Source organism: Sideroxyarcus emersonii (genome assembly GCF_021654335.1).
GTDB lineage: Bacteria > Pseudomonadota > Gammaproteobacteria > Burkholderiales > Gallionellaceae > Sideroxyarcus > Sideroxyarcus emersonii.
The window spans coordinates 1,366,660-1,389,250 of the sequence record NZ_AP023423.1; the positions used below are offsets into that span (position 1 = coordinate 1,366,660).

Below are 22,591 nucleotides of genomic sequence, written 5' to 3' on the forward strand. Positions count from 1 at the left end.
TCCCGCAATCAAAAACGATCCCGCCACTCGCGCAGGGCAGCAAATACGGCAGTTTCGTCAGTGCTACCCAGTCCTCTGGCCTTCAGGGTTCGGATGAGTTCGGGGTTAGAACAGCGCAAGAACGGATTAGTCGCCTTTTCCAGGGCGAGGGTGAACGGGACGGTGGGTTGATTCTCAGCGCGCAAGCGCCTGGTATCGGCGATACGCTGCTGGATATCCGGGTTGTTGGGCTCGCAGGCAAGTGCAAAAGGCAGGTTGTAGGCGGTGTATTCGTGTGCGCAATAGACACGGGTATCGTCGGGCAGGACGGCCAGCCGCTGCAGCGAGCGATGCAATTGTGCGGCCGTTCCTTCGAAATTCTTGCCGCAACCGGCGCCAAACATGATGTCGCCGCAAAACAGTATCTGCGGGGCGATGAAAGCGATATGGTCGTCCAGGTGTCCGGGGACTTCGATGACGTCGAAGCTCGCCTCCAGCTGCTCAAGCCGGAGGCGGTCACCCTCACGCAAGTCATGGGTGATGTGCGGATTGTTCGGATGGCTTCGCCCATACACCGGCACGTTATATACTGCGCGCAATTCCTCGATGCCATCAACGTGATCGTGGTGGCGATGGGTGCACAGGATCGCGTCAAGCTGCAGGTTGCTCGCATGCAGAAAATCCAGTACAGGCGCAGCCTCGCCAGGATCGACGGCAACGGCACGGCCTGCGCGCTGAAGCAGCCAGATGTAGTTGTCTTGCAGGGCCGGGATGCCGTCGATGGTGAGCATGATATAAACGAGGGTTGGATGCCGAATTGTAAGTTAACTGCGCAAAGTTTGAGCGAATGGTTTGCCAGCGGCCAGGGCCAATATGTGCTGGCCAGCGAACAGGCTTATTTCGACCATACTGTCAGTGATATTTTCGGCTTCAACGCCGTGCAACTGGGATTGCCGGAGCACGATTTTCTGGGCAGGAGCCGCATGCCGCTGCGCTTTACCGCTGGCGCACTGGCTGGCAACGATGTGCGCTTGTGTTGCGATGAGCTACCGTTCTCCTGCGACAGCCTGGATCTGGTGCTGCTGCCGCATGTGCTGGAGTTCGCCGATAACCCGCACCAGATATTGCGCGAGGTAGAACGGGTGTTGAGGCCGGAGGGCAATCTGATCATTACCGGGTTCAATCCGTTCAGCCTGTGGGGCATGCACCGTGCGCTGGGCAGGAAACAGGGTTACCCGTGGTGCGGGCAATTCATCCGCCTGCCGCGCCTGAAGGACTGGCTGGCGCTGCTCGGCTTCGAGATCGCAGGCGGACGCTTTGCCGCGTACGCGCCGCCGCTGCATACCACGAAATGGCTGGAGCGCTTCGCTTTCATGGAAAAGGCGGGAGACCGCTGGTGGGCGGTGAGCGGTGGCGTGTATTTCCTGCATGCGATCAAGCGCGTGCCGGGGATGCGACTGATCAAGCCGCAGTGGAACAATGGATTGGTAAGGAACCTCTTGCCAGTCACTCCCAAGCTGAACAAGGGGGTGACGCAAAAGAAGAATGGAAACGATGAGTGAAATAGTGGAAATTTTTACCGACGGGGCCTGCAAGGGCAATCCCGGTATCGGGGGGTGGGGCGCATTGCTGCGCACGCAGGGCAAGGAGCGCGAGATCTATGGCGGCGAGGCGCATACCACCAACAATCGCATGGAGTTGCTGGCGGCGATCTCGGCGCTGGAAGCGTTGAAACGCCAATGCCGGGTGCGCTTGCACACCGATTCCAAATATGTGCAGCAGGGCATCAGCGAATGGGTGCATAACTGGAAACAGCGCGGCTGGAAGACGGCGGACAAGAAGCCGGTCAAGAACGAGGATCTGTGGCGCAGGCTGGATGCTTTGGCGGAACAGCACCACGTCGAATGGGTATGGGTCAAGGGGCATGCCGGCCATGACGGCAACGAACGGGCGGACCAGCTTGCCAACAAGGGTATCGAGACATTGCGAGGGGAAGCATGAGGCAGGTCGTGCTGGACACGGAAACCACGGGACTCGATCCGAAACAGGGGCATCGCATCATCGAGGTTGCGGCGATCGAATTGAACGGGCGCAAGGTCTCCGATCGGACATTTCACCGTTACCTCAATCCCGAACGCGAGATCGACGAAGGTGCGGCGGCCGTGCACGGCCTGACGCTGGACCGTCTGCAAGACGAGCCCAAATTCGCCGAGATCGCTCCCGCCTTGCTGGAGTTCATCGCCGGTGCCGAGCTGATCATCCATAACGCCCCATTCGATATCGGCTTCCTCAATGCCGAGCTGACCCTTGCCGGCCTGCCGCCGTTGACCAATTCGGTGATCGATACCCTGAAGGTGGCCAAGGAACTGCATCCGGGCAAGAAGAACAATCTCGATGCGCTGTGCGACCGTTACCAGATCGATAACTCGCACCGTACGCTGCATGGCGCGTTGCTGGATACTGAACTGCTGGCAGAGGTCTATCTGGGCATGACGCGGGGGCAGGAAAGCCTGCTCGGCGACGAGCGTTCCGAAGAGGATGGCGTGCAATTCACCGCAGAGGGCGAGGCTATCCGCCTGAACGTGCGCGTGTTGCCGGCCAGCGAGGAAGAACTGGCGCTGCACAATGCGCAACTTGCCGACATCGAGAAGGCCAGCAAAGGATCGTGCATATGGAAAAAGCTGGAAGAACAGCCGTCATCCTGAAGTGGTCCAGGCGCATCCGCTGGGCGCTGATGCTGGCGGTACTGGCGTATCTGTCGGTGTGCGCCTATATGTGGGCAACGCAACGCGAGAAGATATTCAAACCCGTTGCGATGCTGCAGACCTCGCCACAACGGCTCGGCATGAAATTCGAGGAGGTCCACATCCCTTCCGGCAGCGGTGCGGAGCGCGGCGACCTGTTCGCGTGGTGGATACCTGCGGCGAGTGCCGATGCCCCGACCATGCTCTATCTGCACGGCAACGACAGGAACATCTCGGCCGCGCTGGATATCGACAAGGCGGCACGCTTGCACGACATGGGCTACAACCTGCTGATGGTCGACTATCGCGGTTACGGCAAGAGCGGCGGGGGGGAACCCAGCGAATCCAAGGTGTATGAAGATGCCGATGCGAGCTGGAACTATCTGCTCAAGCAACGCGCAAGCGATCCGCAACGAACTTTCATATTCGGCCACTCGCTGGGAAGTGCCATCGCCATCGATCTGGCCGTGCGCCACCCGGAAGCGGCCGGCGTCATCGCGGAGAGCGGCTTCACCTCGCTGGTGGATATGGGGGAAATTGAATATCCCTATCTACCGGTGGAGCCGTTGCTGAACCAGCGCTTCGACTCGCTCGGCAAAATAGGCAACTTGAAGATTCCGCTGCTGCTGATCCACGGAACATGGGACAGTCTGGTGCCATACCGGATGAGCCAGCGCCTGTTCGAACGGGCACCGTCGCAGAAGACGCTGAAACTGATCGAGGGCGGCGAGCACAACAATAACGCCATCATTGCGCCGCTCGAATATCGCGCTGCAGTAGATGATTTCATCCGGCACCACACGATGCAGCATTGATGGATACAACCAGGTTCGATGTATTGATCGTCGGGGCAGGTGCTGCCGGGATGATGTGCGCCTTGACCGCGGCTCAGCGAGGGCGCTCGGTCTTGCTGCTGGAGCATGCGCCCAAGCTGGCCGAGAAGATACGCATCTCCGGCGGCGGACGCTGCAACTTCACCAATCTGCATGCAAAACCGGATAACTACCTGTCGCAGAATCCGCATTTTTGCCGTTCCGCACTCGCGCGTTTCACGCCGCAACATTTCATCGACATGCTGGACAGGCACGGCATCGGTTATCACGAGAAAACGCTCGGGCAGCTGTTCTGCAACGACGGTTCGGAAGCGATCATCGCCATGCTCAGATCGGAATGCGATACGGCAGGGGTGCGCTGGTGCATGCCGTGCAGCGTGGAAAAGATCGAGCGCAGCGATGCGTTCTACGTGACCGCGTCGCGCGGGAGATTCCGTGCCGCCGCGCTGGTCATCGCCACCGGCGGCATGTCCATCCCCAAGATCGGCGCCACTCCGTTCGGGTACAAGGTCGCCGAGCAGTTCGGCATTCCCATGACCAGGCTTAAACCGGGCCTGGTGCCACTCAGTTTCCATCCTGAAGAATGGGCAATGTACGCCGGATTATCCGGTGCTTCCGTGGAAGCGGTCGTCAGTTTCGGCAAGCGCAGTTTCCGCGAGAACCTGCTGTTCACCCATCGCGGCCTGAGCGGCCCAGCCATCCTGCAAATCTCGTCCTACTGGGAAGCGGGCAAACCGCTGTCCATAGACCTGTTGCCCGATCACGATGTGCGGGAAATCTTCCTGCAACAGCGCGGCAGCAAAATGCTGCTGAGCAACTTCCTCGCCCAGTACCTGCCGAAACGCCTGGCCGAGATCGTCGCCACGCAATGGCTGGAAAACAAGCCGCTCAACCAGTATGCGGAAAAGGAACTGAAGGCATTGGCCGACAAGCTGAAAGCGTGGCAGGTCACGCCGACCGGCACCCTGGGTTACAGCAAGGCGGAAGTAACCTGCGGCGGAGTGGATACGCATGCGCTGTCATCCAGGACGATGGAGTGCAACGAGGTGCCCGGGCTGTATTTCATCGGCGAAGTGATGGATGTCACCGGCCAGCTCGGCGGATACAATTTCCAGTGGGCCTGGTCGTCTGCCTACGCGGCAGGGCAGGCGGTTTAGTGATATATTTTCCCGGGCAGAATCCTGGTTCAACTAAGGAGATTCAACGATGCGAGCACTATTGGCGGTACTGATGACAGCGTTGTTAAGCGGTTGCGGCTACAACGATTTCCAGAGTTATGACGAGCAGGTCAAGGCCGACTGGGCGGAAGTGCTGAACCAGTACCAGCGCCGCTTCGATCTGGTCCCTAACTTGGTGAACACGGTCAAGGGTTATGCGCAGCAGGAAAAGGATGTGCTGATCGGGGTGACCGAGGCGCGTGCCAAGGTCGGCACCATTCAGGCAACGCCGGCACTGATCAACGATCCCAAGGCATTTGCCCAGTTCCAGGCTGCCCAGGGGGAACTGACGACGGCATTGAGCAAACTGATGATGGTGACGGAGAACTATCCGCAACTGAAATCCGATGCCGTCTTCCGCGACTTGCAGGCGCAGTTGGAGGGTACGGAGAATCGCATCACCGTGGCGCGCAACCGCTACATCAAATCGGTCCAGGCCTACAATGTGCTGGCGCGTTCGTTCCCGACCAACCTGACGGCAATGTTGTTCAGCTACAGCGTCAAGCCTTCGTTCACCGTGGAAGACGAGAAGGCTGTTTCGAAGGCGCCGACGGTGGATTTCTCCGCGCCCAAGGCTGCGCCGGCAAAATAAATGAAGCGGTTCGCACAGCTTCTCCTGCTCGCGCTGCTGCTGTGCGGCACAGCGCGGGCCGAGGTTGCGGTGCCCCGGCTTACCCAGCGCGTCACCGATCTGACCGCCACGCTCGACGCCTCCGAGATACAGGCGCTGGACGCCAGACTGGCGGCATTCGAAGCTAGCAAGGGGTCGCAGGTTGCCGTGCTCATATTGCCCAGCACGCAACCGGAAACGATTGAGCAATTCGGCATCCGCGTGGTGGATGCCTGGAAGCTCGGGCGCAAGGGGGTGGACGATGGCGTGCTGCTGCTTGTCGCCAAGGATGACCACAAGCTGCGCATCGAAGTGGGTTACGGCCTGGAAGGCGCGCTGAACGATGCCACGGCGAAGCGCATCGTGTCCGAGGTCATCTCACCCTATTTCAGGCGTGGCGAGTTCTACCGCGGCATCGATGCCGGCGTGAGCGCCATCATCCAGGTGGTCGAAGGAGAGTCGCTGCCGCCTCCCGCACCGAAAGCATCGCCATCATCCGGCAACGGTTCTGATAGCCTGGGACAGTTGCTGGGTATCGGATTCATCATCTTCATGGTTGGCAACATCATATTGCGGCAATTGCTGGGCCGGCTTCCCAGCGGCCTGATCGTCGGCGGAGTGATCGGGTTGCTGGTCTGGGCGACCTTGTTCTCGGTGGCCTGGGCGATCGCCGCCGCAGTGGCGGCTTTCCTGTTCTCCCTGCTGTTCGGGACGAGCGGATGGGGGCCATCCTTTCCGTCAGGCTGGGGAGGCGGCGGAAGCTGGGGAAGCGGAGGAGGAGGGGACTTCGGTGGCGGTGGTGGCGGATTCGGTGGTGGTGGGGCCTCGGGAGATTGGTAAATGGATATCAAACGCATCATCAAACATCTCTCGTCCAGCCAGGCTGCGATGCGCAGGATCTTCCCGCGCGCCGCGCTGGAAAACATCGAGCGCACCATTGCGGAGGTCGAGCGGACGCATGCCGGCCAGATCCGCTTCGTTGTTGAGGCGGCACTGGACACCAGGCCCTTGCTGGCCGGACAGAGCGCCCGAGAACGGGCGATCGAGGTCTTTTCCATGTTGCGTATCTGGGATACCGAACATAACAATGGTGTGCTGATCTATCTGCTGCTGGCCGATCGTGATGTCGAGATCGTGGCGGACCGCGGCGTGCATGCCAAACTTGGCAATGAAACCTGGGAAACGGTCTGCCGGCAAATGGAAGCGGCCTTTCGCCAAGGGAAATTCGAAGCGGGTGTCATTGCCGGGATACGCAGCGTAGGAGGGTATCTGGCGCTTCATTATCCGCAAACCGGCAGCAAGGCCAACGAGTTGCCGGATGCGCCGGTTCTGCTCTGAATCCATCGTGATCGTCGAAACCGAAATCAAGCTGCATATCTCGCCGGAGCATCTGCTCAAGCTCAAGCGCCATCCATGGCTGCGCTCGCTGGCTACCGGTCGCGCCAGTTCGCAAAAGCTCTATAGCATCTATTACGATACTGCCGATCTTGAGCTGCGCCGGCAAGCCATGGCGTTGCGGCTGCGTCGTGCCGGCAGGCAATGGATACAAACCCTGAAAGGCGGCGGACAGGTGAGCGCCGGTCTGCATCAGCGCAACGAATGGGAGACGCCGGTGCCATCCGAGCAGCTCGATTTCGAGATGCTCAAGGCCGGTGGCGGCGAGTTGCCGCACGGTGTGCGCAACCGGCTGCAGCCGGTGTTTGTCACCGACTTCACGCGCAACGTACGCCTGCTGGAATTCGGCGGTGCCCGGATCGAGCTGTGCATGGACAGCGGCGAGATACGGGCCGGGAAATCGAGTTGTCCGATCTCCGAGGTGGAACTCGAACTCATATCCGGCGCACCGCGGCAGCTGTTCGAGCTGGCCCTGGCGTTGCTCGACATCGTGCCGCTGGAGGTCGAACATACCAGCAAGGCGGAATACGGCTATCTGCTGTTTTCGGCATCCGGACCTTCGGTCAGCAAAGCCCGTTTTCCTGAATTGAGGAAATCGCAAAGCACCGCCAGTGTATTGCCCAGCCTGATCGGCGCCTGTCTGGCGCATGTGCAGGCCAATGTGCCGGGGGCATTGCTGAAAGTGGATGAGGAGTATCTGCATCAGGTGCGTGTCGGGTTGCGCCGGTTGCGCGTGGCACTTTCCATCACGCAACGCTTTGACGGGGATGACGAAGAGCTGGCGGAATTGCGCGAACAGGTTGCCAGGCTATGCGTCGAACTGGGAAGATCGCGTGAATGGGATGTGTTCGTGACACAGACGCTGGCCCCCATCTGTACGCGCATGCCGGAGCATTCTGGATTGCGCGAGGTGCTGCGAGCGAGCGAGCGAGCGCGCAAGAAACAGCATGCCGGCATGGAAGACAATCTGTCATCGCAGGAATTCCAGCGCCTGTTGCTCCGTTTGGGCGCCTGGATGCACAGTGACCGATGGCTCGGGACGGGAGCAAGGCTTGACCGGTTCGTTGCGAAAATACTTGAGAAGCGAAGCAGGCAAGTACTCAAATATGGCGCTGGAACGGCCGGCGAGAATGCCGAACAGCTGCATGTTCTGCGTATCGCCTGCAAGAAATTGCGCTACAGCATAGAAATGTTCGGCTCGCTGTTCCATGATGCCGCGATCAAGGAGTATGTGGCCGTCCTGTCCAGGCTGCAGGATATCCTGGGAGCCTTGAACGATATCGCCGTGGCACATCGGTTGCTGAACGAGTTGGATAATGCCGCACGGCGCGATACACTGGCGCTCATACGCGGCTGGATGGAACATGATTATGCGGAACGGGTTGCCGAGTTCCGCAGGATCTGGTCAAGATTTGCTGCACAAAAAGGTTTTTGGGATTAATCGTTTGCCGGGAATTGGCGAACCAGCGAGATTGGAAAGCAGAGCATGGCCAAAAAGAACACCCCGTTGCGTGTACCCGTTACTCAGGGGCTGAAAGACATCTACGCGATGGACATGTACCTGCCTTATCAAGCCGCATGCGAAGGAAAATTCAGTGTCACCGCATTTAGCCGTCTTGCGGTGGCGCTGTGTGTCGTCCGCTCGGCACTGGCGCAGAAAAACACCCAGATCCCGGATGCCATCGAAATACTGGACACTGCGATCACGACACTGACAGACGTGCGCAGGAGGGGCGACAGCACTGATGTGTGGGAGATCACGGAAGCGGAACGTCCTGCGGTGCTGAACGGAATCGAGGTCGCCGAAGAATGCATCGGTGTCCTTGATGTTGCGCTTCTGGCGCACACCGCGGCGACACTGTTCGATCAGGTATAGCGCACGCCCGGCGGTCCCTGATACTGAATTACTTGACCAGCATCGCCTTCAGCCGCGCCAGCTTGTCCATTCCTTCCTCTTTCGTCACTTCGGGGGCGTTGCCCACCGTCGCCACACCCGCATAGACGATATCCGCCTGCGGCAGTTCGGCGATGAAGCGGCTGGGATCGCACCCGGAGAACTCCTTGCCGCGTTTGCGCCGGGTGCAGTAGCTGATCTGCAGCGAGCGCTGCGCGCGGGTGATGCCGACATACATCAAACGGCGCTCCTCCTCGATCTGTTCCGGTGCTTCGCTGCGCTCGTGCGGCAGGATGCCTTCTTCCACACCGACCAGGAACACATGACCGAACTCTAGTCCTTTGGCAGCATGCAGGGTGGAGAGCGAGACGGCATCGTTTTCCTGCTCGCGTGATTCGAGCAGGTTGAGCAGGGCGATCAGCTGCGTCATCGCAATCATGGTTTTTTCGTCCGCCTCGGATTTCCGGTTCATCCAGCCGACGAAGTCCTGCACGTTCTTCCATTTGGTTTCGGCCTGGCGCGGCTCATGGCTGTCGAACAGCCAGGCTTCGTAATCGATGGCGCTCATCAGGTCGCCCATCACTTCGTTGCAGGGTTCTTTTTCGGCCCTGGCCTGCATGCGGTTGATGAAGTTGCAGAAGGTGAGCAGGTCCTCGTGCTGGCGCGGTTGCAACTGCTCCGCCATCGCTGGCTCGAATGCGGCCTCGAACAGGCTGATGTGGCGGGATGCGGCATAGCCGGCCAGTTTTTCCAGCGTACTGTTGCCGATGCCGCGCTTGGGGGTGGTGATCGCGCGGATGAAGGCGGGATCGTCGTCCGGGTTGGCGATCAGGCGCAGGTAGGCGGTGAGGTCCTTGATCTCGGCGTAATCGAAGAATGAGGTTCCGCCGCTGACCGTATAGGGTACTTTGTGCGTGCGCAGCTGTTCCTCGAACACGCGCGACAGATGGTTGCTGCGGTAGAGGATGGCGTAATCGGTAAAACGCGTCTTGTGCTCGAACTTGTGCGCCAGCAGGCGCAACACCACAGACTCGGCCTCGCTCTCGTCATCCTTCGCCGCGAACACGCGTACCGGGTCGCCGGGGCCGTGTTCGCTCCAAAGGTTCTTCTCGAACAGCTTGGTGTTGTTCTTGATCAGGTGGTTGGCGCTTTGCAGGATGCGCTGCGAGGAACGGTAGTTCTGCTCCAGCTTGATGACGCGCAGGCTGGGATAGTCTTTCTGCAGGTTGCTCAGGTTGGCCGTGCTGGCGCCGCGCCAGGCGTAAATGGCCTGATCGTCGTCGCCCACCGCCGTGATGGCGGCACGATCGCCCGCCAGCAGCTTCATCATCTGGTACTGACAGTCGTTGGTATCCTGGTATTCGTCGACGAGCAGATAGCGGAAGCGATGCTGCCAGCGCTGGGATGCTTCTTCCTGCGTCTTGAACAATTCCACCGGCAGGCGGATGAGGTCGTCGAAATCCACGGCCTGGTATGCGCGCAGCGTTTCCTGGTAGCGGGCATAAAGTAATGCAAGGCGCTGTTGCTCTTCGTTCTCGGCCATGCTCCCTGCCTGTTCGGGCGTAAGGAAGGCTGCTTTCCAGTTCGACATCACGCTTTGTGCGGTGCGTACCTCCTGTTTATCTGGGCTGCCCAGCAATTCGGCGACGATCTTGCCGGTGTCGGCGGTGTCGAAGATGGAGAACTGTTTTTTGTAGCCGAGCAAAAGGGCTTCTTCGCGCAGGATCTGCATGCCCAGCGCGTGGAAAGTGCAGATGGTCAGTCCCTTGGCTTCCCGCCCGCCCAGCAGTTTGCCGATACGCTCATTCATCTCCCTGGCGGCTTTGTTGGTGAAGGTGATGGCGGCCAGATTGCGCGGCGAATAGCCGCACTCCTCGATGAGGTAGGCCAGCTTGTGCGTGATGACGCGCGTCTTGCCGCTGCCCGCTCCGGCAAGAACCAGCAGGGGCGAACCAAGATGTTTGACCGCTTCGCGCTGAGTGGGGTTGAGTTTGCTTAACATCTGTATTTGGTGCCCGGGACCGGAATCGAACCGGTACAGAGATTTCTCCCCGACGGATTTTAAGTCCGTTGTGTCTACCAATTTCACCACCCGGGCAGATAGGCGATAACGGAACATCAGTTCCGAAATTAACGAGCGGCGCATTATACAGAGGCGGGCGAAACTCGAACAAAACAAAAATATCTGTGCTGATTTTCTTGACACGAAGTTCGATATCCATATAATGCGGACTTCGTTTTTTGCGGGAATAGCTCAGTTGGTAGAGCGATACCTTGCCAAGGTATAGGTCGCGAGTTCGAGTCTCGTTTCCCGCTCCAGATAACTTGGGAAAGCCTTCACGGCTTTCCCATAATTTTTGCTACTATGCAATTAGCCTGACGGCGCGATAGCAAAGCGGTTATGCACCGGATTGCAAATCCGTGTAGGTCGGTTCGACTCCGGCTCGCGCCTCCAACATTCATTGCGCTTCTTTACGGCATAAAAAAATCCCTGCCTAGGCAGGGATTTTTATTTTGAGCCATGCCGCAGGATGGTTATTTTGCGACCTGGCGCTCTCTGATCTCATCCAGTGTCTTGCAGTCGATGCACAAGGTTGCCGTCGGGCGCGCTTCCAGGCGGCTCAGGCCGATCTCCACACCGCATTTGTCGCAATAGCCATAGTCGCCAGCTTCGATCCGGCCCAGCATCTTGTCGATATTTTTGATCAGCTTGCGTTCGCGGTCGCGGTTGCGCAATTCTAGGCTCATGTCCGATTCCTGGCTGGCGCGGTCGTTGGGATCCGCGAAGACAGTCGCTTCGTCCTGCATGGTGTGTACGGTGCGGTCGATATCCTGACTCAGGCCCAGCTTGATCTCATTCAGAACATTGCGGAAATGCTCCAGCTGGTCCGGATTCATGTATTCCTCGCCTTTTTTCGGCTTGTATGGTGCGGAGGTTTTGCTTGCTGGTGCTGGCATTACGTCGATCTCCAAGGTGAAACTAAAAATTTTCAAGCGCGCTTTAATACCAGAAAGAAATTTCAGTCGCAACCTGAAAATTCGGACGCCTCAATCACAAAACCCTAACGCCTTGTTTTTCAAGCATACTGACCAGCAGAATCAGGGGCAGGCCAATCAGCGCATTGGGGTCGTCGCCTTCTATGCGGCTGATCAGGGCGATTCCCAGTCCTTCGGACTTGGCGCTGCCGGCACAATGATACGGCTGTTCTTTCTTGAGATAGCGTTCGATCTCGTCGTCGCGCAGGTCGCGAAAGCTTACCTTGGTGATGGCGACATCGGTTTGCATTGCACCGCTGGCTGCGTTCAGCAAGGTCAGCGCGGTGTAGAACGTCACTGTCTTGCCGCGCATTGCGCTCAGTTGCCGCACGGCATTGTCATGGTTGAGGGGCTTGCCGATCTGTTTGCCATCCAGCAAGGCCACCTGGTCGGAGCCGATGATCAGCGCATCGGGGAAGCGCCTGGCGACGACCTGTGCCTTGGCTTGTGCGAGCCGCCACGAAGTTTGTTCGGCGCTCTCACCGGGCAACGGTGTTTCATCGACATCGGGTGCGGCGGTCTGGAACGGGAGTTGCAGGGTGGAGAGCAGCTGACTTCTATATATAGAGGTCGAGGCAAGCACAAGCGGCTGAGAATTCAAGATGTTCCTTTAACAGCGTCTTTGACAGAGGTGGTCGGAATATATATCATGCGCGCCTCATGTTTGCACGGCCTTTCATAGAAAGCGTGGACTTTGCCCGAAAAGGCAAGGAAATACGCGGCGAAATAGCGGTGTCAGCGCTGCCCAGATTGGTCGACGTATTGGCTAAATCCGAAGGTTCTTTGACTTATATAGTACGTGGCTACCATGAGGACGGTCGCGACATGCTGGAAGTCACCCTGCAAGGGGTTTGTGCCTTAAGGTGCCAGCGTTGCCTGCAGGAACTGGCGTATCCGGTGGATATCGTGTCGAGGTTGTGGCTGTTGCCTGCAGACAGGCTGGATGAGGCCAGAGAGGATGACGACGAGATGGATGCCATCGAAGCAGTCCCGAATCTGGATGTGCTGGCATTGATTGAGGAAGAGTTGTTGTTGAGTTTGCCATTCGCGCCCCGGCATCCGGAAGGTGAATGCGCTCCGGCAGCAAGTGATTTACAACAGAAGGCAAGCCCGTTCGCGGTGCTGGCCGGATTGAAGAAGTAAGACAGTTTTTGTGAGGAGTAGATAAATGGCAGTTCAGCAGAATAAAAAATCCCCGTCCAAACGCGGGATGCATCGTGCGCATGATTTCCTGACCAACCCGGCGCTGGCTATCGAGCCTTCCACCGGCGAACCGCATCTGCGCCATCACATCAGCCCCAGCGGCTACTATCGCGGCAAGAAAGTCGTCAAGACCAAGGGCGAATAAGTCCATTCGGTCCTTTGCTTGGCTCTCCCGTGCGGGAGCCGAACTCTGTCCATTTCTCGCCTAAGAGGATCGCCCGGTGGATATCACGATAGCTATTGATGCCATGGGCGGCGACCACGGGACGCGGGTGACCGTTCCCGCGGCTGTCGCTTATCTGAAGAAACATCCTGACGATACTGTGATACTGGTCGGCTTGCCCGATGCCATCGAAGCCGAGTTGAGCAAACTCGGCTTTGCCGATCGTACGCGCCTGCGCATCCATGCCACGACTGAAGTTGTCGGCATGGATGAATCGCCCCAGTCTGCCTTGCGCGGCAAAAAAGACTCTTCCATGCGCGTTTCCATCAACCTTGTGAAGAGCGGCGAGGCATCTGCATGCGTCAGCGCCGGCAATACCGGCGCGTTGATGGCGACGGCCCGTTACGTGCTGAAAACCTTGCCGGGCATCGATCGTCCTGCCATCGCTTCCTTTTTGCCCACCGTCAACGGACAGGTCTGCATGTTGGACCTGGGGGCAAACGTGGACTGTACGGCCGAGCACTTGTTGCAGTTCGCCTTGATGGGCAGCACGCTGGTATCCGCGCTGGAGCATAAGGAACAGCCTACGGTCGGCCTGCTGAACATCGGCAGCGAAGACATCAAGGGCAATGAAACGGTGAAGCAGGCCGCCGAATTGCTGCAGGCCAGCGACCTCAATTTCTACGGCAACGTGGAAGGCGACGACATCTTCAAGGGCGTGACCGATGTGGTGGTGTGCGACGGATTCGTGGGCAATGTCGCCCTGAAGACCGCCGAAGGCGTGGCCAAGATGATGGGCGGCTTCCTGAAGGAAGGCTTCAGCCAGAACTGGTTCACCAAGCTGGGGGCGTTGTTGTCCATGCCAGTGCTCAAGGCCTTCAAGCACAGACTGGATCACCGCCGCTACAACGGCGCCAGCTTCCTCGGCCTGAAAGGCATCGTGGTGAAAAGCCACGGTTCGGCCGACTCGTTCGCATACCTGTGTGCCATCGAGCGTGCCGCCGAAGAATCGCGTGGCGGCATGCTGAACCACATCAGCGAGCACATCGAGAAATGGCATCACGCACGCCAACAAACCGCAGGAGAGGGGCTTTGATTTATTCCAATATCATCGGCACAGGCAGCTACCTGCCGGCCAAGGTGCTCACCAACCACGACCTCGAAAAGATCGTCGACACCTCGCACGACTGGATTGTCACCCGCAGCGGCATCGTCGAGCGCCACTTTGCGGCCGACGGCGAGCTGACCAGCGATCTGGCGCTGCAGGCCAGCCGCAAGGCGATAGAAGCGGCCGGGATCCAAGCCGATGAGATCGACCTGATCATCGTGGCCACCACCTCGCCGGATATGGCGTTCCCCAGTACGGCCTGCATCTTGCAGGACAAGCTGGGCATCCGGAACGGCGGGGCGGCCTTCGACATGCAGGCGGTGTGCGGCGGTTTCGTCTATGCCTTGAATACGGCAGATCTCTATATCCGGGGCGGGCAGGCCAGGACTGTGCTGGTGGTAGGCGCCGAGGTTTTGTCGCGCATGCTGGATTGGAATGACCGTACCACCTGTGTGCTGTTCGGGGACGGAGCCGGTGCAGTGGTATTGCGCGCTTCCGACACGCCAGGCATCGTGGCGACCAAATTGCACGCCGATGGCATTCACCGCAACATGTTGAAAGCCGACCCCAAGGTCTCGATGGATGGGAAGGCTGTTTTCAAGTTTGCCGTCAATGTGTTGAGCGAGGTAGTTGAGGAAGTGCTGGATCAGCAGAAACTGAGCGGTACTGACATCGATTGGCTGGTGCCGCACCAGGCCAATATCCGCATCATCGAGGCGACCGCCAAGAAGCTAGGCCTGGGAATGGGCAACGTGGTGGTGACTGTCGCCAACCACGGCAATACGTCGGCAGCCTCGATCCCGCTGGCATTGGATACTGCCGTACGCGATGGGCGCATCAAGGCCGGACAAAACATTCTGCTGGAGGCCGTGGGTGGCGGGTTCACCTGGGGTGCCGTATTAATCAAGTGGTAGGTTCGATATGACTCAATTCGCTTTCGTATTTCCGGGACAAGGCTCGCAATCGCGCGGCATGATGAACGGCTATGCCGATTTCGCCGCTGTGCGCGATACATTCGTCGAAGCATCCGATGTGCTGAAACAGGATCTGTGGCAACTGGTTGCCGAAGGCAGCGATGCCGACCTGAACGCCACGGTGAATACCCAGCCTGTCATGCTGACTGCCGGCGTCGCGGTATACCGCGCATGGCAATCGCAGAACGGCGCGAAGCCGGCCATCATGGCCGGACACAGCCTGGGCGAGTACACTGCGCTGGTTGCCGCCGGCGCCTTGAACTTTGCCGATGCCTTGCCGCTGGTGCGGTTCCGCGCCCAATGCATGCAACAAGCCGTGCCGGAAGGGGTGGGCGGCATCGCTGCGATCCTCGGACTGGACGACGATGTGGTACGTGCCGTGTGCGCCGAGGGCGCCCAGGGCGAGGTGCTGGAAGCGGTCAATTTCAATTCGCCCGGGCAGGTCGTCATCGCCGGTAATCGCGGCGCAGTCGAGCGCGGTATGGAACTGGCGAAGGCCAAGGGCGCAAAGCGCGCCATCATGCTGCCGATGAGCGTACCCTCTCATTGCAGCCTGCTGAAAGGCGCTGCGGAACAATTGCGTACCTACCTGAACGATGTGTCCGTGCAAGCCCCGGCTGTTCCCGTGCTGCATAACGCCGATGTCGCTGCATATGCCGATCCAGCCAGGATCAAGGACGCACTGGTGCGCCAGTTGTATTCGCCGGTGCGCTGGGTCGAGACCGTACAGTCGTTCGGTAAACAAGGTATCACCCATAACGTAGAATGCGCCCCCGGCAAGGTGCTGGCAGGGTTGAACAAGCGTATCGATACCAACCAGCAGGCAATGGCCATCAATGACGGCGAAGCTCTGAAAGCGGCCTTGGCCGCACTCGTATAAAGGGGAAGGGACATATGACGCTACAAGGACAAATCGCACTGGTTACCGGCGCTTCGCGCGGCATCGGCCAGGCCATCGCACTGGAACTGGGCAAGCAGGGTGCAACCGTAGTCGGCACCGCCACCAGCGACAAGGGCGCGCAAGCCATCAACGAATACCTGAGCGCAGCAGGAATCAAAGGGAAGGGCTTTGCGCTGAACGTCAATGACGTGGCCCAGAGCGAACAGGTACTGGCCGCCATCCGCGAACAATTCGGCGAAATCTCCATCCTGGTGAACAACGCCGGCATTACCCGCGATAACCTGCTGGCACGCATGACCGACGAAGAGTGGGACGACGTCTTGGCGACCAACCTGAAATCCGTATTCCGCCTGAGCCGCGCCGTGCTGCGCGCCATGATGAAGGCGAGGGGCGGACGCATCATCAGCATCTCCTCGGTGGTCGGCAGCATGGGCAACCCAGGGCAGGCCAACTACGCCGCGTCCAAGGCCGGCATGGTCGGCTTCACCAAATCGCTGGCGCAGGAGATCGGCAGCCGCAACATTACCGTGAACTGCGTCGCCCCCGGCTTCATCGATACCGATATGACCCATGCTCTGGGTGAGGAGCAGCGCACCAAGCTGGTCGAGCATGTACCGCTGAAACGCCTTGGCCAGCCTGCCGATATCGCTGCCGCCGTGGCATTCCTGGCCGGTCCTGGCGCAGCCTACATCACCGGTGTCACCTTGCATGTGAATGGCGGGATGTACATGGAGTAAACGTGGTGTTTTGGAATTCGGCGCAAGTTTGGTAGAATACTTGCGCTTTTTGAACTTTAATCAGAGTAGGAGAATCAGGGATGTCTAACGAACAACGAGTCAAGAAAATCGTAGCTGAGCAACTGGGTGTGAACGAATCCGAAGTCAAGAACGAGTCTTCTTTTGTGAACGATTTGGGTGCCGATTCCCTGGATACCGTAGAACTGGTTATGGCCTTGGAAGAAGAGTTCGGCGTTGAGATCCCTGATGAAGATGCAGAGAAGATCACCACCGTGCAACAAGCGCTCGACTACGTCAACGCTCATTCCAAGTAATTTAGTCCGAATCTAATCGTTTCTTTCCGCAGCGGAGTCCAGTTTGGCTAGGCGCAGAGTTGTAGTGACCGGATTGGGCGCGATCACGCCCGTCGGTATGGGGGTTGCCGAAACATGGCAAAACATCGTGGCTGGCAAGTCCGGTATCGGGCGTATTACCCGTTTCGACCCCAGCCCGTTCGCCTGCCAGGTGGCGGGTGAGGTCAACGGCTTCGACGTAACCCAATACCTGCCGGCCAAGGATGCCCGGCGCATGGATCGCTTCGTGCATTTCGGCCTTGTGGCCGGAATGGAAGCTTTCAAGGACTCCGGCCTGACGGTAACCGAACAGAACGCCGACCGCATCGGCGTATGCATCAGTTCCGGCATCGGCGGCCTGCCGATGATCGAAGAGACGCATAGCGACTTCCTGGCTGGCGGCCCGCGCAAGATTTCGCCTTTCTTCATTCCCGGCACCATCATCAACATGATCTCGGGCAACCTGTCCATCATGTACGGGTTGAAGGGGCCGAATTTCTCCGTTGTGACGGCTTGTACCACCGGCACGCACAGCATCGGCGAATCCGCGCGCATCATCGAATACGGCGACGCCGACGTCATGATCGCCGGCGGTTCCGAATCGACCATTTCGCCTCTGGCGGTCGGCGGCTTTTCTTCCGCCAAGGCATTGTCCACCCGTAACGACGACCCAGCCACGGCCAGCCGCCCCTGGGACAAGGATCGCGACGGCTTCGTCATGGGAGAGGGGGCCGGCGTGCTGGTACTGGAAGAGTACGAACATGCCAAGGCCCGTGGCGCCAAGATCTATGCCGAGATCACCGGCTATGGCATGAGCGCGGACGCCTATCACATGACCGCTCCCAGCACGGACGGCCCCAGGCGCAGCATGGTCAATGCGTTGCGCAATGCCGGCATCACCCCGGATCAGGTGCAATACGTCAACGCGCACGGCACCTCCACGCCGCTGGGCGACAAGAACGAAACCGAAGCGATCAAGCTGGCTTTCGGCGATCATGCCAAGAAGCTGGTGGTGAGCTCCACCAAATCGATGACCGGCCACTTGCTGGGCGGGGCGGGCGGCATCGAGTCCCTGTTCTGCGTGCTGGCTATCCATCACCAGATCGCACCGCCCACGATCAACGTGTTCGAGCAGGACCCGGAGTGCGATCTGGACTACTGTGCCAATACCGCACGCCAGATGAAGATCGATGTGGCGATCAATAACAATTTCGGCTTTGGCGGGACCAACGGCTCTCTGGTGTTCCGCAAGGTCTGATCCCGCGCCGTGATGCTGATCAACGGCGCGCCGGGCAATACAATCAATGCAGAAGATCGCGGCCTGACCTACGGCGACGGCGTGTTCCGCACGCTGCTGATGCGGTCCGGACGTCCTGTATGCTGGGAACGCCAATACGCCAAACTGCAGCGCGATTGCGGTGCGCTGAAGATCCCTTGTCCTTCGGCGCTGATCCTGTTCAGCGAGCTGCAACAGCTTGGCAAGGCCCAGCCCGATGGAGTCGCCAAGATCATTATCACCCGCGGCCCCTCTGCGAGAGGCTATGCGCCTCAAGCCCAATCCGAAGCAACCCGCATCCTTAGCGTCACTCCGCCGGTCGCGTATCCAGCGGAAAATGCCATACAGGGCGTGCGCATGCATGCCTGCAAGATCCGCCTCGGGCACCAGCCGCTGCTGGCCGGCATCAAGCATCTGAACCGGCTCGAGAATGTGCTGGCAGCCAGTGAGCTGCAGGGACGCGACATGCCGGAAGGCTTGATGAGCGACAGCGCCGGTTATGTCATTGGCGGCACCCGCAGCAATTTGTTCATGTTGCGCGGTAATATCCTCTATACGCCGAACCTGTCGCGTTGCGGCGTGGCTGGGGTGCAGCGCGACCGCGTGATGGACTGGGGCAAGCACCATGGCGTAACCTGCAAGGTGGCCGACCTCCGTTTGGAAGAACTGGTCCAGGCCGACGAGATATTCGTTGTAAACAGCGTATTCGGGTTATGGCCGGTATGCGAACTCGCCGCCTACCGGCGCACGACGCATCCACTGGCCTGGAAAATACAGGAATGGTTGAAAGATGAGCATCATTAAAGAATTGGCGTTGTGGCTGCTGTTCGTACTGGTCATCGTGGCAGGCCTGTTCACTTACTATGCGCGTACCCCGATCCCGCTGGAGCATACCCCGTTCGAATTCTCGCTGAAGCAGGGTAGCAGCCTGAAAAGCGCCGCGCATCAGATGCAACAGGCTGGCGGCCTGAACAACGAATGGCTGTTCGTATTGCTGGCCAGAGGGCTGCGCAAGGCGTCGCAGATCAAGCCTGGAAACTACCAGTTGGAACACGAAGTGACGCCGTTGCAGCTGCTGAACATGATCAGCAAAGGACAAGTCGAGCAGAGCTCCGTTACGATCATAGAAGGCTCCACCTTCAAGGAGTTACGTTCCATACTGAATTCGGATTCCACCTTGCGCCACGACAGCCAGCAGCTGTCGGATGCGGAGATCCTGAAACGTATCGGTGCGAGCGAAACGGTTGCCGAAGGCCTGTTTTTTCCGGATACCTATAACTATGCCAATGGCAGCAGCGACCTGAAAGTGCTGAAGCGCGCATATCAGCTGATGCAACGCAACCTGCAGGATAGCTGGAAGAAGCGCGATCCCGACCTGCCGTTCGAGACGCCTTATCAGGCGCTGATCCTAGCCTCCATCGTGGAAAAAGAGACCGGACAATCCAGCGACCGCCCCATGATCGCCTCGGTCTTCATCAATCGCCTGCGCAAGAACATGCGGTTGCAGACCGACCCGACCGTCATTTATGGCTTGGGAGACAAGTTCGATGGCAATCTGCGCAAGCGTGACCTTACGCACGACACGCCGTATAACACCTACACCCGCGATGGGTTGACGCCGACCCCGATCGCGTTGCCCGGGGCCGCTTCCTTGCAGGCAGTGCTGCATCCGGCAGCCAGTCATGCCTTGTATTTTGTCGCGCGCGGCGATGGAAGTTCGCAATTCTCCAACTCCCTGGCCGAACATAACAATGCGGTTAACCGTTATCAATTAAAGAAATGAACTCAGCCAAATTCATCACTTTCGAAGGCGTGGACGGGGCAGGGAAGAGCACCCACCTGGAGTGGTTCGCCAATGTGTTACGCCAGCGCGGCATAGATCTGCTGGTGACGCGAGAGCCAGGCGGTACCCCGATGGGGGAACGTTTGCGCGAGATTTTGCTGAATCAGCCGATGCATGCCGAGACCGAAGCGCTGTTGATGTTTGCGGCACGCCGTGAACACGTCGAGCAAGTTATCCGCCCGGCGCTGCAACGCGGCACCTGGGTCATTTCGGATCGTTTCAGCGATGCCAGTTTTGCCTATCAGGGCGGCGGCAGGGGGGTGGCGCTGGCAAAACTGGAGCAACTGGAGCAATGGGTGCATGGCGATCTGCAGCCCGATCTGACCCTGTTGTTCGATATCCCGATCGAAATCGCGCGGCAGCGTCTTGCCAATAACGTCAGCCTAGACCGCTTCGAACAGGAACGGGGCGAATTCTTCGAGCGCGTCAGGCAGGCGTATCTCGCCAGGGCTGCCCAAAGCCCGCAACGTTTTGCCGTCATTCACGCCGAAAAGACTATGGCTGAAGTTCAACAGGCTTTGGCACAGATTGTCGCATCGCTTTGAAATGAAACCATTCTATCCATGGCAAACCGGATCGTGGCAAGCCCTGCAAGGGCTGCGCAGCCGGCTACCCCATGCATTGCTGCTGAAAGGAGCGCAGGGGATAGGAAAACTCGACTTGGCGCTGAATTTCGCCCAGTCTTTGCTGTGCGAAAATCCGTCGGCAGAAGGTGTGGCTTGTCAGGAATGCAGTTCCTGTCACTGGTTCGAGCAGGACAGCCATCCCGATTTTCGCCTCATCCAGCCAGATGCGCTGACCGCGGCCGATGATTCCGATGACAAGCCCGGCGGCAAAAAACCATCGCGCGAGATTTCCGTTGACCAGATACGCGATCTTTCCGGCTTTTCCAACCTGTCTGCCCATTGCGGCGGATACCGCGTCGTGATTATCAACCCGGCGGAAGCAATGAACAGCAATGCGGCCAACTCCTTGCTCAAAACACTGGAAGAACCGACAGACAAGTTGTTGTTTATTTTGGTCACTCATAAGCCGCAGCAACTGCTGCCGACCATACTCAGCCGCTGTCTCGGCTTTGCTGTGCATACTCCGACGCTTGCGGCCGGAACTGCCTGGCTCGCCCAGCAAGGTATCAAAAACCCGGAACACGCGCTGGCGCAAACCGGTTTCGCCCCCCTGCAAGCCTTGAACTGGGCCGAGTCGGGCGAGGGCGCGGAAGAACGCAATGTACTGCTGTCCGCTATCAGGCAGCCGAGCAAACTGGACGTCCTGGCGCTGGCCGACAGCCTGCAGCGCAGCACGCCGGTGCATGTCATCCATTGTTTGCAGCAATGGTGTCACGACCTCGCCAGCGCCAAACTGGCAGGCGCAGTCCGCTATTTCCCAGAGCAATCAGCTGTTATCACCAGGCTTGCCGAGGGCGTCTCGGCTGCTGCGTTGATGCGTTTTCAGAAGGAACTGCTCGAGGCGCGCCGAGCCGCATTTCATCCGCTCAACCCGAGGCTGTTCCTCGAATCCTTGTTATTGTCTTACCGGCAGATGTTTGCCGCCTGATCTGATCCATGTTCATCGATTCCCATTGCCACCTAAATTTCCCCGATCTGGCAGGTCAGCTTGAGTCCATTTTCGCCAATATGCGGGATAACCAGGTTTCGCATGCCTTGTGCGTCTCGGTCGATTTGCCCTCATTTCCGCAGGTGCTGGAACTGGCCCACAGTCACGACAACCTGTATGCCTCGGTCGGCGTTCATCCCGACTACGAATTGGAGGTCGAGCCCACCCAGGCTGAACTGGTTCGTCTGGCGCAGCACCCGAAAGTCGTCGCCATCGGCGAAACCGGCCTGGATTATTATCGCCTGACCGGTAATCTGGAATGGCAGCGCGAACGTTTCCGTACTCATATTCGTGCCGCCCGTGAATGCGGCAAACCGCTCATCATCCACACCCGGTCGGCCGCGCAGGATACGCTGCGCATCATGGCCGAGGAAAATGCCGGCAGCGTCGGCGGAGTGATGCACTGTTTCACCGAGAACCTTGAAGTCGCCAATGCGGCGATCGATCTTGGATTCTTCATCTCGTTTTCGGGCATCCTGACGTTTAAGAACGCGACCATCATCAAGGGGGTTGCGCAAAGCATTCCTCTCGACAGGATGCTGATCGAAACGGATTCTCCTTATCTGGCCCCGACACCGCATCGAGGCAAAACCAACCAGCCGGCCTACGTGAAGCATGTTGCCGAGGAGATCGCCAGATTGCGGAATATCACGGTCGATGAAGTTGGGCTGGCAACCACACGCAACTTCAAACGGTTGTTCCTGAATCAGCTGTAGTTAATTGATATTGAAT

At 58.7% G+C, this 22,591-nt stretch carries 27 protein-coding genes and 3 tRNA genes; 25 read left to right on the forward strand and 5 right to left on the reverse strand.

From position 1 onward, the window contains the following. Nucleotides 1-8: 8 nt before the first annotated feature. Complete coding sequence (gene gloB / locus L6418_RS06615; RefSeq protein ID WP_237248681.1) at nucleotides 9-770, reverse strand: hydroxyacylglutathione hydrolase; 762 nt, start codon at nucleotides 768-770, stop codon at nucleotides 9-11. An 18-nt stretch (nucleotides 771-788) separates the two neighbouring features. Between gloB and L6418_RS06620 the strand changes: the two genes are divergently transcribed. Genes L6418_RS06620 through L6418_RS06665 form a run of 10 tightly spaced genes read left to right on the forward strand, consistent with a single transcriptional unit; the run spans nucleotide 789 to nucleotide 8,654 of the window. Beyond that, entirely contained in the window at nucleotides 789-1,541 is a 753-nt protein-coding gene (locus tag L6418_RS06620; RefSeq protein WP_237248682.1) for a class I SAM-dependent methyltransferase, read from the forward strand. Continuing rightward, nucleotides 1,525-1,980 (forward strand): ribonuclease HI, encoded by a 456-nt coding sequence (rnhA, locus tag L6418_RS06625; protein WP_237248683.1) that lies wholly within the window; start codon nucleotides 1,525-1,527, stop codon nucleotides 1,978-1,980. Before L6418_RS06620 ends, rnhA begins: the two co-directional genes overlap by 17 nt. Further along, nucleotides 1,977-2,684 carry a DNA polymerase III subunit epsilon gene (gene dnaQ, locus L6418_RS06630; protein ID WP_237248684.1) on the forward strand — a complete coding sequence of 236 codons (708 nt, stop codon included), beginning with the start codon at nucleotides 1,977-1,979 and terminating at the stop codon, nucleotides 2,682-2,684. Before rnhA ends, dnaQ begins: the two co-directional genes overlap by 4 nt. Then, entirely contained in the window at nucleotides 2,651-3,538 is an 888-nt protein-coding gene (locus tag L6418_RS06635; protein WP_237246146.1) for an alpha/beta hydrolase, read from the forward strand. Before dnaQ ends, L6418_RS06635 begins: the two co-directional genes overlap by 34 nt. Continuing rightward, nucleotides 3,538-4,713 (forward strand): NAD(P)/FAD-dependent oxidoreductase, encoded by a 1,176-nt coding sequence (locus tag L6418_RS06640; protein WP_237246147.1) that lies wholly within the window; start codon nucleotides 3,538-3,540, stop codon nucleotides 4,711-4,713. The genes L6418_RS06635 and L6418_RS06640 overlap by 1 nt, the downstream gene beginning before the upstream one ends. Nucleotides 4,714-4,762: 49 nt before the next feature. Beyond that, a complete protein-coding gene (locus tag L6418_RS06645) occupies nucleotides 4,763-5,365 on the forward strand; it encodes a LemA family protein (protein WP_237246148.1) in 603 nt (200 codons plus the stop codon). Next, the gene (locus L6418_RS06650; protein WP_237246149.1) at nucleotides 5,366-6,223 is read left to right on the forward strand and encodes a YgcG family protein; all 858 of its coding nucleotides are present in this window, start codon (nucleotides 5,366-5,368) and stop codon (nucleotides 6,221-6,223) included. Next, the gene (locus L6418_RS06655; protein WP_237246150.1) at nucleotides 6,224-6,721 is read left to right on the forward strand and encodes a TPM domain-containing protein; all 498 of its coding nucleotides are present in this window, start codon (nucleotides 6,224-6,226) and stop codon (nucleotides 6,719-6,721) included. 7 nt (nucleotides 6,722-6,728) lie between these two features. After that, on the forward strand, nucleotides 6,729-8,219 hold the full coding sequence (locus L6418_RS06660) for a CYTH and CHAD domain-containing protein (protein ID WP_237246151.1): 1,491 nt from the start codon (nucleotides 6,729-6,731) through the stop codon (nucleotides 8,217-8,219). A gap of 45 nt (nucleotides 8,220-8,264) precedes the next feature. Continuing rightward, nucleotides 8,265-8,654 (forward strand): hypothetical protein, encoded by a 390-nt coding sequence (locus L6418_RS06665; RefSeq protein ID WP_237246152.1) that lies wholly within the window; start codon nucleotides 8,265-8,267, stop codon nucleotides 8,652-8,654. 28 nt (nucleotides 8,655-8,682) lie between these two features. Here the strand turns inward: L6418_RS06665 and L6418_RS06670 are convergent, their stop codons facing one another. Then, complete coding sequence (locus tag L6418_RS06670) at nucleotides 8,683-10,674, reverse strand: UvrD-helicase domain-containing protein (RefSeq protein ID WP_237246153.1); 1,992 nt, start codon at nucleotides 10,672-10,674, stop codon at nucleotides 8,683-8,685. A gap of 7 nt (nucleotides 10,675-10,681) precedes the next feature. Beyond that, nucleotides 10,682-10,770, reverse strand: a tRNA-Leu gene (locus L6418_RS06675). A gap of 145 nt (nucleotides 10,771-10,915) precedes the next feature. Here L6418_RS06675 and L6418_RS06680 point away from each other — a divergent pair. Beyond that, nucleotides 10,916-10,991: transfer RNA gene (locus L6418_RS06680), tRNA-Gly, on the forward strand. A gap of 62 nt (nucleotides 10,992-11,053) precedes the next feature. After that, a tRNA-Cys gene (locus L6418_RS06685) sits at nucleotides 11,054-11,127 on the forward strand. Nucleotides 11,128-11,207: 80 nt separating this feature from the next. Here the strand turns inward: L6418_RS06685 and dksA are convergent. Continuing rightward, on the reverse strand, nucleotides 11,208-11,630 hold the full coding sequence (dksA, locus tag L6418_RS06690) for an RNA polymerase-binding protein DksA (protein WP_237246154.1): 423 nt from the start codon (nucleotides 11,628-11,630) through the stop codon (nucleotides 11,208-11,210). Between the two features lie 94 nt (nucleotides 11,631-11,724). Then, nucleotides 11,725-12,309, reverse strand: a complete 585-nt coding sequence (locus tag L6418_RS06695; RefSeq protein WP_237246155.1) for a nucleoside triphosphate pyrophosphatase — start codon at nucleotides 12,307-12,309, stop codon at nucleotides 11,725-11,727. A 59-nt stretch (nucleotides 12,310-12,368) separates the two neighbouring features. Here L6418_RS06695 and L6418_RS06700 point away from each other — a divergent pair, with 59 nt between their 5' ends. The 13 genes from L6418_RS06700 (at nucleotide 12,369) to L6418_RS06760 (ending at nucleotide 22,575) form a co-directional block, all read left to right on the forward strand. After that, entirely contained in the window at nucleotides 12,369-12,851 is a 483-nt protein-coding gene (locus L6418_RS06700; protein WP_237246156.1) for a DUF177 domain-containing protein, read from the forward strand. 25 nt (nucleotides 12,852-12,876) lie between these two features. After that, the gene (gene rpmF, locus L6418_RS06705) at nucleotides 12,877-13,056 is read left to right on the forward strand and encodes a 50S ribosomal protein L32 (RefSeq protein ID WP_013029660.1); all 180 of its coding nucleotides are present in this window, start codon (nucleotides 12,877-12,879) and stop codon (nucleotides 13,054-13,056) included. 76 nt (nucleotides 13,057-13,132) lie between these two features. Next, nucleotides 13,133-14,170 (forward strand): phosphate acyltransferase PlsX, encoded by a 1,038-nt coding sequence (gene plsX / locus L6418_RS06710; RefSeq protein WP_237246157.1) that lies wholly within the window; start codon nucleotides 13,133-13,135, stop codon nucleotides 14,168-14,170. Beyond that, the gene (locus tag L6418_RS06715; RefSeq protein WP_269807797.1) at nucleotides 14,167-15,096 is read left to right on the forward strand and encodes a beta-ketoacyl-ACP synthase III; all 930 of its coding nucleotides are present in this window, start codon (nucleotides 14,167-14,169) and stop codon (nucleotides 15,094-15,096) included. Before plsX ends, L6418_RS06715 begins: the two co-directional genes overlap by 4 nt. 7 nt (nucleotides 15,097-15,103) lie before the next feature. After that, complete coding sequence (gene fabD / locus L6418_RS06720) at nucleotides 15,104-16,036, forward strand: ACP S-malonyltransferase (protein ID WP_237246158.1); 933 nt, start codon at nucleotides 15,104-15,106, stop codon at nucleotides 16,034-16,036. 14 nt (nucleotides 16,037-16,050) lie between these two features. Further along, nucleotides 16,051-16,794, forward strand: a complete 744-nt coding sequence (gene fabG / locus L6418_RS06725) for a 3-oxoacyl-ACP reductase FabG (protein WP_237246159.1) — start codon at nucleotides 16,051-16,053, stop codon at nucleotides 16,792-16,794. Nucleotides 16,795-16,874: 80 nt separating this feature from the next. Further along, on the forward strand, nucleotides 16,875-17,108 hold the full coding sequence (gene acpP / locus L6418_RS06730; protein WP_013029665.1) for an acyl carrier protein: 234 nt from the start codon (nucleotides 16,875-16,877) through the stop codon (nucleotides 17,106-17,108). A gap of 43 nt (nucleotides 17,109-17,151) precedes the next feature. After that, complete coding sequence (gene fabF / locus L6418_RS06735) at nucleotides 17,152-18,384, forward strand: beta-ketoacyl-ACP synthase II (protein ID WP_237246160.1); 1,233 nt, start codon at nucleotides 17,152-17,154, stop codon at nucleotides 18,382-18,384. A gap of 12 nt (nucleotides 18,385-18,396) precedes the next feature. Beyond that, nucleotides 18,397-19,206, forward strand: coding sequence for an aminodeoxychorismate lyase (gene pabC / locus L6418_RS06740; RefSeq protein WP_237248710.1), 810 nt, complete (start codon nucleotides 18,397-18,399; stop codon nucleotides 19,204-19,206). Beyond that, complete coding sequence (gene mltG / locus L6418_RS06745) at nucleotides 19,193-20,185, forward strand: endolytic transglycosylase MltG (RefSeq protein WP_237246161.1); 993 nt, start codon at nucleotides 19,193-19,195, stop codon at nucleotides 20,183-20,185. The genes pabC and mltG overlap by 14 nt, the downstream gene beginning before the upstream one ends. Further along, nucleotides 20,182-20,790: a dTMP kinase gene (gene tmk, locus L6418_RS06750; RefSeq protein WP_237246162.1), complete on the forward strand. Its 609-nt coding sequence runs from the start codon at nucleotides 20,182-20,184 to the stop codon at nucleotides 20,788-20,790. The genes mltG and tmk overlap by 4 nt, the downstream gene beginning before the upstream one ends. A gap of 1 nt (nucleotide 20,791) precedes the next feature. Beyond that, a complete protein-coding gene (gene holB / locus L6418_RS06755) occupies nucleotides 20,792-21,799 on the forward strand; it encodes a DNA polymerase III subunit delta' (RefSeq protein WP_237246163.1) in 1,008 nt (335 codons plus the stop codon). A gap of 8 nt (nucleotides 21,800-21,807) precedes the next feature. Beyond that, nucleotides 21,808-22,575, forward strand: a complete 768-nt coding sequence (locus L6418_RS06760) for a TatD family hydrolase (RefSeq protein ID WP_237246164.1) — start codon at nucleotides 21,808-21,810, stop codon at nucleotides 22,573-22,575. The last annotated feature ends 16 nt before the right edge of the window (nucleotides 22,576-22,591 follow it).

Coding starts and splice junctions, on each gene's coding strand:
- gloB (WP_237248681.1), bottom strand. CDS start 770: ATGCTCACCATCGACGGCATCCCGGCCCTGCAAGACAACTACATCTGG.
- L6418_RS06620 (WP_237248682.1), top strand. CDS start 789: ATGCCGAATTGTAAGTTAACTGCGCAAAGTTTGAGCGAATGGTTTGCC.
- rnhA (WP_237248683.1), top strand. CDS start 1,525: ATGGAAACGATGAGTGAAATAGTGGAAATTTTTACCGACGGGGCCTGC.
- dnaQ (WP_237248684.1), top strand. CDS start 1,977: ATGAGGCAGGTCGTGCTGGACACGGAAACCACGGGACTCGATCCGAAA.
- L6418_RS06635 (WP_237246146.1), top strand. CDS start 2,651: ATGGAAAAAGCTGGAAGAACAGCCGTCATCCTGAAGTGGTCCAGGCGC.
- L6418_RS06640 (WP_237246147.1), top strand. CDS start 3,538: ATGGATACAACCAGGTTCGATGTATTGATCGTCGGGGCAGGTGCTGCC.
- L6418_RS06645 (WP_237246148.1), top strand. CDS start 4,763: ATGCGAGCACTATTGGCGGTACTGATGACAGCGTTGTTAAGCGGTTGC.
- L6418_RS06650 (WP_237246149.1), top strand. CDS start 5,366: ATGAAGCGGTTCGCACAGCTTCTCCTGCTCGCGCTGCTGCTGTGCGGC.
- L6418_RS06655 (WP_237246150.1), top strand. CDS start 6,224: ATGGATATCAAACGCATCATCAAACATCTCTCGTCCAGCCAGGCTGCG.
- L6418_RS06665 (WP_237246152.1), top strand. CDS start 8,265: ATGGCCAAAAAGAACACCCCGTTGCGTGTACCCGTTACTCAGGGGCTG.
- L6418_RS06670 (WP_237246153.1), bottom strand. CDS start 10,674: ATGTTAAGCAAACTCAACCCCACTCAGCGCGAAGCGGTCAAACATCTT.
- dksA (WP_237246154.1), bottom strand. CDS start 11,630: ATGCCAGCACCAGCAAGCAAAACCTCCGCACCATACAAGCCGAAAAAA.
- L6418_RS06700 (WP_237246156.1), top strand. CDS start 12,369: ATGTTTGCACGGCCTTTCATAGAAAGCGTGGACTTTGCCCGAAAAGGC.
- rpmF (WP_013029660.1), top strand. CDS start 12,877: ATGGCAGTTCAGCAGAATAAAAAATCCCCGTCCAAACGCGGGATGCAT.
- fabD (WP_237246158.1), top strand. CDS start 15,104: ATGACTCAATTCGCTTTCGTATTTCCGGGACAAGGCTCGCAATCGCGC.
- fabG (WP_237246159.1), top strand. CDS start 16,051: ATGACGCTACAAGGACAAATCGCACTGGTTACCGGCGCTTCGCGCGGC.
- acpP (WP_013029665.1), top strand. CDS start 16,875: ATGTCTAACGAACAACGAGTCAAGAAAATCGTAGCTGAGCAACTGGGT.
- pabC (WP_237248710.1), top strand. CDS start 18,397: ATGCTGATCAACGGCGCGCCGGGCAATACAATCAATGCAGAAGATCGC.
- mltG (WP_237246161.1), top strand. CDS start 19,193: ATGAGCATCATTAAAGAATTGGCGTTGTGGCTGCTGTTCGTACTGGTC.
- tmk (WP_237246162.1), top strand. CDS start 20,182: ATGAACTCAGCCAAATTCATCACTTTCGAAGGCGTGGACGGGGCAGGG.
- holB (WP_237246163.1), top strand. CDS start 20,792: ATGAAACCATTCTATCCATGGCAAACCGGATCGTGGCAAGCCCTGCAA.
- L6418_RS06760 (WP_237246164.1), top strand. CDS start 21,808: ATGTTCATCGATTCCCATTGCCACCTAAATTTCCCCGATCTGGCAGGT.